This is a genomic window from Bradyrhizobium sp. ISRA442, assembly GCF_038085055.1.
Taxonomy (GTDB): Bacteria; Pseudomonadota; Alphaproteobacteria; order Rhizobiales; family Xanthobacteraceae; genus Bradyrhizobium.
Map to the genome: position 1 here is coordinate 81,985 of NZ_JALGCN010000012.1, position 13,844 is coordinate 95,828.

Here is a 13,844-nt window from a genome sequence, read left to right on the forward strand (position 1 = left end):
TTCGATGCTTGGCGGGCCGCGATCTCCGCCTCATGATCCTCCCGCGCGAGTCGTTTGGCAAGCTCCCGCACATAGCGAAGAACGGCCTCGTCGGGCCGATCCGGTGGCATTCTGAGATTCGCGCGCGACATTTCGCTCGCGCAATTGCACCCAGTTCGACCTTGTGGGAAGCTAAAGCGGCGGTGGGCATTCAGCCCACCGCGTTATGTTCGACCCAGCACCGCACCATGGCTCGGAACTCGGCTCCATCGAGGCAGCATTACGCCGTGCACTATCCGGTAGTGCTCGAACGTGCCGGCTTGACTGATGCTGATGATCTTGCGCCGGAGTTCGAGACGCGCATCCGCGAAATCTTCAATGGGTATTGGGCGGAGCGTGAGCGGCCGACGATCACTGCTATACAAGAAGCGCTAGAGCTTTATTGTAGGGTACAGCCCATGGTGCGCGACGCCATGAGATGGCTTGGCCCCATTCACAGCGAAATCGCTTTTGCCGCTGACCTCGCTGACCTCCGTGCCCAGGATCGAGAAGAGAAGATCGAACGGTATCTTGAATTTCGTGCCGAGACCGATCACCTCACCAGAGCCGAGATGGAGCAGTATGGCGAGCTCGTCCCGGGCCCCGACCTGGATGCGCTGATCCTGGAGCGAGATCGCGGAATTGAGTTCTTGAGGGAAAATCCCGAGGTGCTCGCGAGGATACTTAAACGCCAGACGGGTGATTACAGGAAAGATTCTGAGACCGCACTGGTTGTCCATCCAGCTCTCGATGTGCTGGAGATGATTGGCTTCGCGCCGTCAAAGAAATTGACGCGCAAGGCATTCTTTGAAGCCCTGTTCGATCTGCTCGGCATCGAACAGGAGCGGCGACCGACCCCCGCCAACATCAATGTGATGGTAGATAATCGGAAGAAGTCGCGGTCCGTCCCGACATAAAGCGGCCATTGCTAACCGCCCACCGCTTTAGCTGTCCAATTTGCAGGAAATGTCTATCTGGGACAGCACCCGAGGTGACGTGAGTCAGCGGGTGCACGACCATGCATTGGCGTGCGTTTTGCTCAAATAAGAGGAGCACGACCACGTGAAGCGCTCTCCCTCTCCGATATCGCCGCCGCACAGCCTGGCCGTGGCTGGAATACGCGCCATGGCTGATAGTTTCCAAATTTGTCAGGGCGCCGAACACCTGAGCCGCGCCCAGCGTCGCCAGATGAAGAAGCTTGCGGCCCGTGTCGAGAAGATCACGGACGCTGACCGCAAATTCTTCGAGCGGTTCCCCCATCGGCAACATCGGGTCCGCCTGGCCGGCAGCGCCGAAATCGAACAGAAGGCGCTGATGCATGGCCACGCCACCGAGCGTCTGCCGCCCGGTCGCAGTTACTACGCCATCATCAAGAACATCGTGCCGGGCTCGCAGCTGCGCATGATCGTGGTTGGCAAGGAGGGTTGGGACACCAAGCTTTCCGAGCAGGCGGCCCGTGAGCGTTTCGAGGCCGAACGCACGGCGCAGGTCACCCTGGTCGAGCAGGAGATGATCGAATTGGGCCGCAATCGCGGCCTCGGTGCCTGCAATGCGTAGTCGCGCGCCGAACGTCACCGGTGAATCGACTGCAGCCTCGATCAGAGCTGCGTGGCGCGGCGTGGTCCAGAGCGCACGGCGGTTGAGCGCGTGCGGCGTCGCGGCGCTCCATTATGCGTCCATGGGTCTGGAAGTCTTCCCCGCTCCGCCTGGACAGAAGAAATCGCATAAATCGGAGAAGCACAGCCGGGCCAAGTGGGGCAAGACCACCGACCCCGACGAGATTCGCAACGATTTCCGGAAGTGGCCCAATGCCAACGTCGCCATCGTCACTGGCACGACATCTGGCATCTTTGTCATTGAGGCCGACACGGCCGAAGGCCATGGCGTCGACGGCCTCGCGTCGATCCGAGTGCTGGAGGCCAAGCACGGCCCTTTTCCTGAAACGCGTATGGCGATCAGCCCCAGCGGGTCGGTCCATCGCTATTACCGGCATCCTGGTGCCGGTGTTTATATCAAGAACAGCACAAGCGAGCTCGCGCCCGGCGTCGATGTTCGCGGCGACGGCGGCATGGTGATCGCGCCGCCAAGCATCAAACCGGGCGTCGGCGAATATCGCTGGCTGAACGATCTGCCGATTGCGGAAGCGCCGGTTTGGCTGATCGAAGCCGCGACGAAACAGAAGGAGGGAAAGAAAGCTTCGTCACGCGGACCTGCACGTGAAAAGGCGCGCACGGGGAACGGCCTAGAAGAGCGTGGTGGTCGCCGCCATCAGCTCAAGGCCGGTGCTGATCTCGAAGAGATCGAAGCGGCCCTGATGGCGATCCCCAACAATGCAAGCGTGAACTGGGCGGAGTGGAATCGGATCGGGATGGCTGTGTTCGCTGCGACCGGCGGGTCGACCGCCGGCATCGCGATGTTCGACAAGTGGTCGCAGAAGTATCCGGCCTATGATGCCGCTGCGACTGAAGCGAAATGGAAGGCGCTCGAATCGTGCCCGCCGGCCGAAATTGGCGTCGGCACGCTCTTCTACCTCGCAGAGCAGGCGTCGCCGACGTGGCGGGCCGACCACCGGCTGGCGGCCATCACCCCCGATCCCATTCGCGCGGGCAGTGAGGCCGAGAGCATCAGCTTGGTCGAGCATGCGCTCGAGCTGTTCGATAGCGCACAGCCGCTGCGGGGATCGCTTGCTGAAAAATATCTGGCCAGCCTTGGCCTCACTGCGCCGGATGCAGCGCACGAAGTGCTGCGCTTTCATCCTTCTTGTCCGTTCGGTGATTTCAGCTTTCCTTGCCTTGTCGCTTATGTGCAGGACAGCCTCACCAACGAACCGGCTGGCGTCCATCTCACGGCTCTCAGCCCAGCGGCGATCGTGATCGAGCGCAAGACAATCGGCTCCATCGATTGTTATGGCGTCATCAAATTCGGCGGTGAACTCACCAACTGCCGCGGCGAGCTGACGATTGCGGCGAGCATCGAGACGGCGTTGGCTGCGATGATATTCGGCTTCAATCCGGCATGGTCGGTGTTGTCGGTGGAGAACATTGCGTCATTTCCGAAACCGCGCTTTCACAGCATCAAGCGACTGACGGTGATCGTCGATTGCGAAGAAGGAAGTGAGGCCGCCGATAAATGCACGAAAGTGTGGGGTGGTCTGGTTCGCATTGCCGTGACGGCGCATAAGTCAGCCGATCTGTTTCCGTTCGATCAGACGCTGCCGGTGATCCAGCGATGAACGATACGTTTGTTGGCATTGATCAAGAGGCGAAGCCTAGCAGTGCCGTGCCGGTGGACATTGCGCGCGAGCAGATGCGCGCGATCATCGATGTGTTTATCGAACAGGCACTGCGGTTTCACGCGACGCCGGCGCCCCAGGAAGGTGTGATTGATCTCGACTATGAGCCCGCGCTGCATGCCGCCCTCAAGCTGACGACCGGGGGCGGGAAGTCCGAGCAGATGCGGCAGGGCGCCGCGAAGTTTGTGCTGGAGCAGAAGCGTCGGCGCCATCAACTGTATCGCGTCATGTTTCTGGTGCCGACTCACCGACTGGCTGAAGAGGCCAGCGGCAAGCTGATGGCCGTGTTCGGTTCGCACGGCATCTCGACGGCAATCTATCAGTCGCGCGAGGCGAAGGATTTGAAGACAGGCGAGCTGCTGTGCCGCAACATTGACGCAGTAAAAGCGGCGCAGACCATCGGTGCCGATGTGCACAAGACCTGTTGCGATGACGGTAAGGTCAGGTGCCGTTTTTTTGATCGCTGTGCATTTCAATTGCAGCGCGAGAAGGCGAAGGGTGCCGATGTGGTCTTTGCGGCGCACGAGCTGATGTTCGTTACGCTGAATCGGTTCGGCAAGGACACGTTCGGCCTAGTGATTATTGACGAGGGCTTCTCGTTGAAGGGAATTCTCCAAGACCCGCGTCAAACCCGGATGAAGGTCAGTGAAATTTGCGATGCCAATCTGACTACCTATCCGGTGCGCAAGAAAAAGGAGATTCTCAAGGAGGAGACCAAACAGCTGAGTGAGCTCAGCAAGAAGCTGCAGGCTGCATTGATGCAAATGCCCGATGGCCGGTTGAAGCGACAGGCCCTGATCGACGCTGGCGAGCTGAACATCAGCTATGCCGCCGCGGCCAAGCTCGAATACAAGCGCATGGTCAAGATCGAATTGCGGCCGAACACGAGTGCGGATGACCGACGCAGGTTTGTCGAGCAGTACAAGTATATGCGACAAGTCCGGCGCCGCGCCCGCATGTGGAAGACGCTGGAGGAATTCCTGAACGGCGACCAGGAGATCGCTGGTCGTTTGATCCTTGAGACCGTCGTCGAAAACGATGTGGCCGCGCGCTATCTCCGTGTGCTCGGCAAGAAGGAGATTCATAAGACGTTCACCGCGCTGCCTCTGTTGCACGGCGACGCGACGATGGAAATTGAACTGGTGCGGCATCATTTGCCGTACCTCACGATGCTGCAGGAAATCAATGTGGCGGCGCCGCACGAGCGCATCACGCAGATCGTTGGTCTCGCGGTCGGCAAGAAAATTCTCGCGCTGCCGGATGAGGCAAAGCAACCAGCAGCCTATGCAAAACAACAGGCTCGGCGGGAGCGGTTGCGGGCGCTAGTAATCCATCTCGCGCGGGGGCGCCGGACGTTGGTGATCTCCCAGAAGCATGTCGAAGACGTGTTCGAGGACATTCCCTATGTTGATACCGCCCATTTTGGCGCCATCGAAGGGCTGGATGGGTATGGCAATGTGGAGATGCTGATCACCGTCGGTCGGCCAATGCCAAGCCCGTCGGCGATCGAGATCTCGGGATCTGCACTGATTGGCAAGGCAGTCATGGTTGGCAAACGGGTGAAGCAGCAGCGGCCGATTCGGTTCAAGGACGGCACCGAGCGGTTGCTGCGCTGTAATGGCTACGACAATGCCGATGCCAATCTGCTTTCCCGGGCCATCGCCGAAAGCGGTGTCTTGCAGGCCCTCGGTCGCTCGCGGGCGGTGAACCGGACGGCGCAGAACCCGGTCGAGGCATTTGTGATCCTCGACGACCTGACGCTCCCCTTGCCCATTGACGCTCTGGTGCACGTCGCGGACGTCGAGCCCAATGAAATCGACGCGATGATGGCGCGCGGGCTGGTCCCGGAATGGCCCGCGGATGCGGCGCGGCTGTATCCTGATCTGTTCAAGGACCGGAGGGCCGCCGACTACAGGTATCGCCGCGACGGCCGCGTTCCGGCGGTGTTCGCCGCCGCGTCTTATAGCGTGGTTGGGCTCGCCTCCGCCCGAGGTGAGCCGAATGACGCTATAGATGGATATTCTTATAACGCTTTTGGGCTCACCTCGATGTTGTGCCGCTTCAAGGTTAGCGGGCGCGGGCAACGCGAGCGGCGAGCGCTGCTGTCTTCTGATGCGGTGCCGGGCGCGCGGGCGCGGGTTGAGGCGGCGCTGGGGACGTTGGCTTTTTTCGAATCCGTGGACGGTCTTGCAGAGGGCGCCGGTGGCGGCGATGGGGCAGGGGCGCCCGATGAGCGGATGGTCTCCAAACCGCATCAAAAGCCGCCTGAGCAGCGATAACTGCGCATCGCCGCCGCCATCGCAGGGCGGGCGCGATCGGCCTGGGCACGTCGATGGCGCGGCGGCAAGCTTCGAAAAGGAACAATGGATCGTGAGTGCCAGGGCTCGCACAGCAACCCAGCTGAAACAGGATCAGCGCGAGCGCGAGCAACGTTCCGAGTACCTCGCCGCCTGCCGTGTCGGGCTGGATGTCGTCGATCGGGGCGGATTGGACATGACCGAAGCCGTTGATCCTGGTCGGCGGCAACGAGTCCTCTGGTCGTCGCCGTCGGCAACGAGTCCTCTGGTCATCGCCGTCGGTCGCCCTGGAGCAGCCGACATGCTGCGGCGACTTGCTGATCGCGTCGAAGCCGAATGGCCGCCCGCTGTTCATTGACCCATGACCGGGGGCGGGGGGAGCAAAAATCTAGACGCGGCGGCCCCCGCGACCGCACGGGGCCGTCCATATGCAATGGGATAAAATTCCTAAAGGGGGGTTGCCCATTTTGAAGGCATTTAGCCGGGGAGCGCGGCGGCCAGCTGATCCCGGCCGAGCCGCGTGACGTGGGGGATGGCCCCCTTCAAGCGGCCGCCGGCCGAACTTTTTGGGGCTTAAGTTGGCGCGGGAGCCTGATGTTTTTATACGGGCATCCCGGCACGCCAACCACAATTGACTTCTGGCAAGATGCAGGCGTTTTGCATTGCTTACCTATCAACGTTGTCCCTGCGGTTTAGCACTGTGCTCGCCAATTGGTATTGACCGCTCTTCGGTTCATAGCGCTGTGCCAAATTCAAAAGGCGCTTCTTGATAAAGGGATCAGCTTGCTCTGCGAGTTCGCGCAATAGTTTTGCACGTTGTTGATTGAATTCGTCGTCCAGCATGGTCGTCCTCACAATAATATATGAGACCGGAGATTGCGGCTTGGGCTTCGTAAAGAAAGCCCGCAACTAATTCTCTTCCCAGACTTAATGGCAGGACGACCGGGGCGCGTTACAGAAAGACCATCAAAAGAGGGTCTTTCTGTAGGCGCCGGATACATGCGCGTTTTCTTCCCCGCCGATCACAATATTACCAGTCAACTTCACGCGCAGAATATCTTTGCAGGTCAGGCTTATCGTGTGAAGCCGAAAACACGACGCAAATCATGGAACAAGAGAAGAGTTGCCTGGGTGCAACAAACAGCCTCTTCATCTGTCCAATTTGCCCACGTGACGAGTTGCGGCACGAGCAACGGTGCTCTTGCTGACGCCGGTTTCCTTCGCGATCTCACGAACTGAATTGTGCGAGGCTGGCTGCGTCGCCTTCTCGGCGTCACGCCAGCGCGGCTCGTAAGGCCCAGCGTAATCGCCGAGAATTCTCACAGCTCCACTTCTCCGTTGGATGCTGCCGGTTCTTCACCTTGATCCAGTGCTTGGTCCTGCCGCCCTGATACGGCCGGTCCCACCATACTGAGAGAGTTGAGGAGAGGCCGCCCACAGGACGGCCTCTCCTCCGGTTTTTTTTAAGACGATGGCTTCGACCGGAGCGATCCCCGCCGCCGTCTTCCGCGCGTGCCGACGCTCTCTTGAGCGGGGAGCAAGCGGCTTAAGGAAAGAGGCTCGTTCCATTACGCAACCCAAGTAATACTAATGCACGAAAGTCCTTGCGCCGGGCAGCAGGGTGCGGATGCTGGACGCAGTCGCGAAGTCGTCATCTCGCGCGTACCGACGTTCTTCGCGGCGAGGGGTCGCCATCCTTCTGGTCGACGGCCACGCCTTCTGATGCTGCAAATCTTGAGGTCTCGGAAAGTGATGTCTCTCGCATGGACCGGTGTTGAGCGGCGACGCGTCACACGCAAGACGCTCGAACAAACTGTGATGCTTTCGCTACCAGGCAAACCGACGATCACGCCCTGCAAGATGCTGAACCTCTCCGTCCTCGGGGCCTGCGTAAGGCTGAAAAGTGGTTCGATCCTATCGACCGATTTCCGATTGTCATTTGACGAGTTTCGGACGTCATTCGACTGTCGCTTGGTGTGGCGTCGGGAAGACCGCGCTGGCATCTCGTTCGTCTGCTAAGGTCCCAGGAGCGCGAGCGGTTCGCTGCAATCAACGCGCTTCCGTGCGGCGGCTTGCGTTCCTTCCCGGTCTTTGCCGCGCGTCGCTCAACTGGTCACGCGGACCAGATTAACTTAAGGGGCGCGCACCACGGTCTTATGGCCGCGCGGATTTCGGCCGCAACCGGTCGGACTGGCCCTGGTTGGCCAGCGGTTTGCGGTGGCCGCCCCGCGCAAGTCATAACATCGAGATCATCAATGCTTGCCTACCAGCAAACTTGAGCTGTCAGTTCGTTGCCGGCTAGGCGACTATCATTGGAGGAGCGTGGGATATCGGCTTCTGACCCCAACCGGACATCTATTCGGCGTCATAAACCGACGACCGTCCCGCAACAACTTGTAAGAGGGTTAACTTAGTCAGCAACCTTGACCAACGCGAAGCCGCAAAAATCTGCTAGGCTTGAAAATTCTGGCGTTTGAGCCCTACGGGGGAGGCAATGGTGACGAACTCGGAAGTCTCCAGCGACCTACCGGACAAACCGGCATCCGATAATGACCCACTGAACAAGACGGCCTCTGATAACGAGCCACCGGACAAACCGGCATCGAGTCTCAACTTTAAGGGTCGCCTCCGGGCGCGATTGCAGCTGATCGGCGGGGCGCTCGCTTCGATTGCCGCGATCGGCGCGATCGCGGGTGGCCTCGCCGGCTACTGGACTGTGTGGAAGACGCTGCGCACCGACGTGTTTCCGGACAAGCAACAGACGCAGAGGGAGGCCACGGCCCGGCCCGACGTTGCTCCCCGCTTGTCACTGGTCGTCCTGCCGTTCGCAAATCTCAACAACGATCCGGAGCAGGACTATTTCGCCGACGGCATTACGACCGATCTGACGACCGACCTCGCGCAAATGCCCGGCGCGTTCGTTATCGGACGTGGAACGGCGTTTACATACAAGAACAAGCAGATCGACTTCAGGACGCTCGGCAGGGATCTTGGCATCCGCTGGGCAGTCCAGGGCGCGGTGCGGCGCAACGGGAATCAGGTCCGGGTCAACGTATCACTTACGGATATCGCGAGCGGTCGGGACGTTTGGTCCGACCGTTTCGACGGCGATCGTACGAACCTCGCCGCCTTGCAGGACCAGATCACAGCGCGGCTCGCCCGCTCGCTGAACATTGAACTGATCCAAGCCGAAAGCCGTCGCAGCGAAGCGGACCGGTCGAGGAATCCAGACGCCATGGACTTCACGATGCGCGGTTGGACAAAGTTCTACGAGCCGCAGTCGAAGATCCAAAATGCTCAGGCAAAGGACCTATTCGATAGTGCGCTGCGCCTCGATCCCGACAACGTTGAGGCCATGGTCGGGAAAGCGCGGTGTTTAGCCGCTAATGTGAACAATCGATGGTCTGCTTCCGTTGTTGAAGACAAAAAACAAGGGCTCGACCTCATCGACAGAGCTCTGTCCAAAAGCCCGGCAAGCGCGGGTGCTCATTGGGCCAAGGGAAACCTTCTGCTATTTGGAGACCCTGAGGGGGCATTGGCTGAATACGATACTGCGCTCGAAATTGATCCAAATAATCCAGCAGTCTACGGCGCTAGAGCAATTACACTTATCACCTCCGGGCGGACGCGCGAAGCTTTCTCGCCGGCTCAATTGGCTCTCCGTATCAGTCCCAGAGATCCTTTTGCTTCCGTTTGGCGCTACTGGCTCTGCCATGCACACTTGCACCTGCGCCAATATGCAGAAGCCATCGAGGAATGCAGGCGCTCGGTCAATCTGAACAACTTGAACTTATACAGCTATGTAGATCTGACATCGGCTTATGGAGCCACGGGGCAATTGGAACAGGCACAGCAGAGCTTGACTGAATTGAACAAGCTCCGACCAGACTTTACGATCCAGTGGTACCGTGATCTTGGTTACTCAATCTCAAGCAACCCGCAGTTTCGTCGGGAGTTCGATGGCATTGTCGATGGGCTGAGGAAGGGAGGCGTCCGGGAGCAATGAAGTGCTTGCTGACGCAGACGTCTCCTAATGGCTCATACCGACGAGATTCGGCGTTCGTCCATCTGTCGGCTGGGGGGGGGGTAAACGGGACCTAACCAAGTAGCGGCAAGATCGACGCCAGTTGACCCCGAAAGAGACATTGGGTGCCAATTTTGATAGGCTAATCCGGTTCTCGCTAAAGACGAGGGGCATCCGATGCGGACCCCGATATCGTCAGTTGCAGAGTGGTTGGCAACGCTCGGGTTTTCCGAGTACGCGGATCGTTTTGCCGAAAACGACGTCGACATCTCCATCCTGCACCTTTTGACCGATCAGGATCTAAAGGAGCTTGGCGTGTCGCTTGGCCACCGGCGCAAGATGCTGGCGGCGATTGTCGAGTCCTTCGGGGGCGCGCTATCGGCGGCAAGCACCAACTCTCTCGATGCGAACGATAAACCGTTGCCGCGCGCTCCCCCGGAGCGGCCGCCGGAGCGACGCCTGCTGAGCGTCCTGTTCTGCGACCTGGTTGGTTCCACGGAGCTGTCTCGTCGGCTCGATCCCGAGGATCTGCGCGAGGTGCTTCGTAGCTATCAGGATCTGGTCGCCGGCGCGGTCACCCGTTATGGGGGTTACGTCGCCCGATTCATGGGCGACGGCGTCATGGCGTATTTCGGATGGCCATGCGCCTACGAGGATCACGCCGAACGCGCGGTCCGAGCCGGGTTCGAGGCCCTGGGCGCCGTGCAACTGCTGAATCCCAACGATGTCGAGCTCGAGGCCCGGGTCGGCGTAGCCACGGGGCTCGTCGTTGTCGGGGACCTCGTTGGAGGCTCGGTCCGCGAGGAAGGTGCGGTGGCGGGTGAGACGCCCAACCTCGCAGCCAGGCTCCAGGCGAGCGCGCAGCCGAGTCAACTCGTCATCGCAGAGGCGACCAGGCTACTGATCGCCGACGCCTTCGTCGTCGAGGACCTCGGTGAGAAACACCTCAAGGGATTCGGGACAGGCACCCGCGTGTATCTCGTCAAGTCCGAGCGAGAGGTTGAAAGCCGATTCCACGCGGCACATGCCGGAGAGCTGTCGCCATTCGTAGGTCGCGTGCACGAGGTCGCGCTGCTCGTTGAAAGGTGGGAGCTTGCGCGCGCAGGAGAAGGACAGGCAATCCTGCTCTCGGGGGATGCCGGTATCGGCAAATCCCGGTTGGTGCAGGCCTTTACAGAAAAGCTGGGCGCGACGCCGCATGTCGTCCTGCGTTTTCAATGCTCACCCTATCATACCCACAGTACCCTGTTTCCGATTGTTCAGAATCTCGGCCGCGCCGCCGACTTCCGGCCAAGCGATAGCAACGATCAACGGCTCGACAAGCTCGAGCATATGCTCGCCGACGTGGGCGCCGACATTCGGACGGTGGCTCCGGTCTATGCAGAGCTTCTGTCCCTCGATTGCCATGATCGGTACGGCAAGATCGACCTGACGCCACAGCAAAGGAAGAGCCTCACACTGCAGACGCTGGTCGACCGGTTCCTGCAGCGCGCCGCGCGCTCTCCAGTGCTGATTATTGTCGAGGACGCTCACTGGATCGATCCCACTACCACCGAGCTGCTCGATGTGCTGATGGCGCCAATCAACCGAGCACCGATCATGTTGCTCGTGACACACCGGCCGAGCTGGACTTCTGAATGGCCCGGCCTTTACGACCATGTGCTGCAGCTTTCCCTCGGGCCGCTGGCAAAGCCTCAGATCGCCGATATGGTGCGGCACATTGCCGGCACCACTGCCAGCGCGCGCATCATCGATGAGATCGTCGGTCGGACCGATGGCATCCCCCTGTTTATCGAGGAGCTGGCCCGCTCTCTGGTCGAGCGCGCGGCCGGTGTGGGCGAATTTGAGGTGGGGCTTCCGGCGACGCTGCAGGGCTCCTTGATGGCACGCCTCGATCGCTGCCAGCCGACCGCGAAAGAAACCGCCCAAATCGCCTCTGTCATCGGCCGCGAGTTCAGCCGAGACCTGCTTGCTCATGTGTGCGATTTTCCGATCGCCGATCTCGATGCGGCCGTCGCCGAACTGATGGCGGCGCATCTGGTTCTGAGAGGGGGTCCTTCCGAGGATGCCTTGGCGTTCAGGCACGCCCTCATTCAGGACACGGCATACCAGTCCCTGCTGACGAGCAGAAGACAGCGGTATCATGCGGCAATTGCCCGCGCCCTTGCCGAGTACCGCCGTGAGACAGCGGACACCCAGCCGGAGCTGGTTGCGCGGCACTTTTCCGAGGCCGGACTACCACAGCTGGCCCTGCCGTTCTGGCGGCGTGCCGGTGAGCGCGCGCTGGCGCGCTCGGCGAACTACGAGGCCATCGATCATTACGGGAAAGCCCTGGCCATCGCTGAGAGACTGCCCGATTCGGAAGGGCGCGAGGACGCCGTGCTCGAGACAAGAATCGCATTGGGTCGGGCGCAGTCGGCGGCCGGCCATCTGCGACAGGCTTCCGCCACATTCGAGCGCGCCGCCGGCGAGGCACGAGCGCGTGGAAACAGCGATGCACTCGCCAACTGCGCCATCGGTTTTGGACACGCCCGGTTCTACTATCACGACGCTCTTGAACCTTCCATCGCGCTGCTGCTCGAAGCCTTATCGGCGATCGAACGAGGAAACAGCCGGCAGCGCTGCCAGATATTGAGTGCGCTCGGTAGAGCGTTCTTGATGAAGGGTGATTTCGAGCGTGCTGACGTGTTCAATTCCGAGGCGATCGAAATGGCGCGCCGCCTCGAGGACGACCGCTCTCTTTGTGAAGTTCTGTTTACTCCATTTCTGGTGCCGGCAGCACTCTCGGGGACACAATCTGCGGACTTGCGCAACCGCCTCAGCGAGGCGCTCGCCATTGCCGATCGGCTGAATGACGCCGACCTCCGCACCCGAATTCTTTCTGTGCACATCTATTATTCGGCCGAATTTGGCGACTACCAGGGGATGATCGCGGCTTTGGACCAGTTTCAGTCATCTATTGAAGGCCGTCAGATGCTGCACCAGGAATGGGTTGCGCAGCTAGGGCGAGCCATGCAGGCTCTTTTGATCGGCGACTTTGCGGCCGCTGAGAACCTCGCCGAGAGCGCGCATGCGATGGGTCGCAGGACGCATGGGGAGAGTGTCGAAGGCGTCTACGGCATGCAGATGTTCTCGATCCGCCGAGAGCAGGGACGCCTGGCGGAGATTGCCCCTGTCATCAAACAGTTGATCAATGACGAACCAGAAGGCAATACCTGGAAGCCCGGATTCGCGCTCGTCGCGACGGAGCTGGGCTTCAAGCCGCAGGCACAAAAGATGCTGGACGAGTTGCGGCAGACCGATTTCGCCTTCCCAATGGATGCGAAGCGGAGCACGACGCTTTCCTATCTTGCCGATGTCTGCGCGGCGCTCGAGGACGTGCGCTGCGCACGTACCTTGTACGATCTGCTCGAGCCCTACCGCCACATGACCGTCACGGCCGGCATCGTGACCGTCTGCTACGGATCGGCCGGCCGTTTCCTCGGAGCTCTCGCCGACGTGCTCGGCGACTGGAATCGTTCCGAAGAGCACTTCGAGGAGGCGCTGCGGATGGACCGGCACATGCATGCATGGCCTTGGTTGGCGCACGCGCAGAACCGATACGCGCAAATGCTGCGCCGCCGCGGCCGCCATGGCGACATCGCACATGCCGATGCGCTGTTGAACGAATCTCTGGCGATGGCAAGTCGCCTGAACATGACCGCTCTGCTTACGAGGCTCCGCGGTCAACTGCACTGATGTGCCCACGTCGTACACGGGAGAGGGCCATGCCGCGCTTCATTATCGAGCGAAACTTCGCAGAAAAACTGGAGTTCACGAAGGAAGGAGTCGACAGAGTCGATCTCATCAATGACGAAGAAGGAGTGAAGTGGATCTTCTCCTTTCTGAGTGCCGACAAGCGCAAGACCTACTGTCTTTATGAGGCCGAAAACGCCGACGCCATTCGCAATGCGGCGAGGCGCGCCAATATTCCGGCCGACGTTATCATCGAGGTCGACCAGGTGACGCCGGAGATGTTTGCGTGAGACCTTCTTGAATGTCGTCGGATGGAGTAAGGGCCGTGCAGTTGTACACCGCGAGCTTTGCTGGCGGCTATTTGAGGTTTGGCCGAACGCATCGATTTCACCATCAGAGATGCTCGATAAATGAGTATCATGAAGGCAATGTTGATGTGCATGTTCGGCCGGCTGCTAGTTCTCTCCTTTGTTTCTCG

General features: G+C 60.2%; 11 protein-coding genes. 10 read left to right on the forward strand and 1 reads right to left on the reverse strand.

Annotated features, from left to right (window positions below):
* The first annotated feature begins 32 nt into the window (after positions 1 to 32).
* The 5 genes from MTR72_RS24460 to MTR72_RS24480 all read left to right on the forward strand — a co-directional run bounded on the left by MTR72_RS24460 (position 33) and on the right by MTR72_RS24480 (position 5,965).
* Positions 33 to 935, forward strand: coding sequence for a hypothetical protein (locus tag MTR72_RS24460; RefSeq protein WP_341511280.1), 903 nt, complete (start codon positions 33 to 35; stop codon positions 933 to 935).
* A gap of 208 nt (positions 936 to 1,143) precedes the next feature.
* A complete protein-coding gene (locus MTR72_RS24465; RefSeq protein WP_341511281.1) occupies positions 1,144 to 1,575 on the forward strand; it encodes a hypothetical protein in 432 nt (143 codons plus the stop codon).
* Positions 1,568 to 3,250 carry a bifunctional DNA primase/polymerase gene (locus tag MTR72_RS24470; protein ID WP_341511282.1) on the forward strand — a complete coding sequence of 561 codons (1,683 nt, stop codon included), beginning with the start codon at positions 1,568 to 1,570 and terminating at the stop codon, positions 3,248 to 3,250. The genes MTR72_RS24465 and MTR72_RS24470 overlap by 8 nt, the downstream gene beginning before the upstream one ends.
* Positions 3,247 to 5,589, forward strand: coding sequence for a DEAD/DEAH box helicase family protein (locus MTR72_RS24475; protein ID WP_341511283.1), 2,343 nt, complete (start codon positions 3,247 to 3,249; stop codon positions 5,587 to 5,589). The genes MTR72_RS24470 and MTR72_RS24475 overlap by 4 nt, the downstream gene beginning before the upstream one ends.
* Positions 5,540 to 5,965: a hypothetical protein gene (locus tag MTR72_RS24480; protein WP_341511284.1), complete on the forward strand. Its 426-nt coding sequence runs from the start codon at positions 5,540 to 5,542 to the stop codon at positions 5,963 to 5,965. The genes MTR72_RS24475 and MTR72_RS24480 overlap by 50 nt, the downstream gene beginning before the upstream one ends.
* Positions 5,966 to 6,273: 308 nt before the next feature.
* On the opposite strand, the gene MTR72_RS24485 is transcribed toward MTR72_RS24480, so the two are convergent.
* Positions 6,274 to 6,450, reverse strand: a complete 177-nt coding sequence (locus tag MTR72_RS24485) for a hypothetical protein (protein WP_341511285.1) — start codon at positions 6,448 to 6,450, stop codon at positions 6,274 to 6,276.
* 156 nt (positions 6,451 to 6,606) lie between these two features.
* Here MTR72_RS24485 and MTR72_RS24490 point away from each other — a divergent pair, with 156 nt between their 5' ends.
* From MTR72_RS24490 to MTR72_RS24505, 5 genes are all read left to right on the forward strand, one after another.
* Positions 6,607 to 6,846: a hypothetical protein gene (locus MTR72_RS24490; protein ID WP_341511286.1), complete on the forward strand. Its 240-nt coding sequence runs from the start codon at positions 6,607 to 6,609 to the stop codon at positions 6,844 to 6,846.
* A 513-nt stretch (positions 6,847 to 7,359) separates the two neighbouring features.
* Positions 7,360 to 7,626 (forward strand): PilZ domain-containing protein, encoded by a 267-nt coding sequence (locus tag MTR72_RS40540; RefSeq protein ID WP_445819630.1) that lies wholly within the window; start codon positions 7,360 to 7,362, stop codon positions 7,624 to 7,626.
* A 475-nt stretch (positions 7,627 to 8,101) separates the two neighbouring features.
* Complete coding sequence (locus MTR72_RS24495) at positions 8,102 to 9,613, forward strand: tetratricopeptide repeat protein (RefSeq protein WP_341511287.1); 1,512 nt, start codon at positions 8,102 to 8,104, stop codon at positions 9,611 to 9,613.
* A gap of 195 nt (positions 9,614 to 9,808) precedes the next feature.
* Positions 9,809 to 13,369: an AAA family ATPase gene (locus MTR72_RS24500; protein WP_341511288.1), complete on the forward strand. Its 3,561-nt coding sequence runs from the start codon at positions 9,809 to 9,811 to the stop codon at positions 13,367 to 13,369.
* Between the two features lie 29 nt (positions 13,370 to 13,398).
* The gene (locus MTR72_RS24505) at positions 13,399 to 13,656 is read left to right on the forward strand and encodes a DUF4242 domain-containing protein (protein ID WP_341511289.1); all 258 of its coding nucleotides are present in this window, start codon (positions 13,399 to 13,401) and stop codon (positions 13,654 to 13,656) included.
* Positions 13,657 to 13,844 lie beyond the last annotated feature (188 nt).

Bases quoted from the DNA above. Each gene is read 5' to 3' on its own strand.
- MTR72_RS24475 (WP_341511283.1), top strand. From the start codon at position 3,247: ATGAACGATACGTTTGTTGGCATTGATCAAGAGGCGAAGCCTAGCAGT.
- MTR72_RS24465 (WP_341511281.1), top strand. From the start codon at position 1,144: ATGGCTGATAGTTTCCAAATTTGTCAGGGCGCCGAACACCTGAGCCGC.
- MTR72_RS24460 (WP_341511280.1), top strand. From the start codon at position 33: ATGATCCTCCCGCGCGAGTCGTTTGGCAAGCTCCCGCACATAGCGAAG.
- MTR72_RS24480 (WP_341511284.1), top strand. From the start codon at position 5,540: ATGAGCGGATGGTCTCCAAACCGCATCAAAAGCCGCCTGAGCAGCGAT.
- MTR72_RS40540 (WP_445819630.1), top strand. From the start codon at position 7,360: ATGTCTCTCGCATGGACCGGTGTTGAGCGGCGACGCGTCACACGCAAG.
- MTR72_RS24490 (WP_341511286.1), top strand. From the start codon at position 6,607: ATGCGCGTTTTCTTCCCCGCCGATCACAATATTACCAGTCAACTTCAC.
- MTR72_RS24495 (WP_341511287.1), top strand. From the start codon at position 8,102: ATGGTGACGAACTCGGAAGTCTCCAGCGACCTACCGGACAAACCGGCA.
- MTR72_RS24505 (WP_341511289.1), top strand. From the start codon at position 13,399: ATGCCGCGCTTCATTATCGAGCGAAACTTCGCAGAAAAACTGGAGTTC.
- MTR72_RS24500 (WP_341511288.1), top strand. From the start codon at position 9,809: ATGCGGACCCCGATATCGTCAGTTGCAGAGTGGTTGGCAACGCTCGGG.
- MTR72_RS24470 (WP_341511282.1), top strand. From the start codon at position 1,568: ATGCGTAGTCGCGCGCCGAACGTCACCGGTGAATCGACTGCAGCCTCG.
- MTR72_RS24485 (WP_341511285.1), bottom strand. From the start codon at position 6,450: ATGCTGGACGACGAATTCAATCAACAACGTGCAAAACTATTGCGCGAA.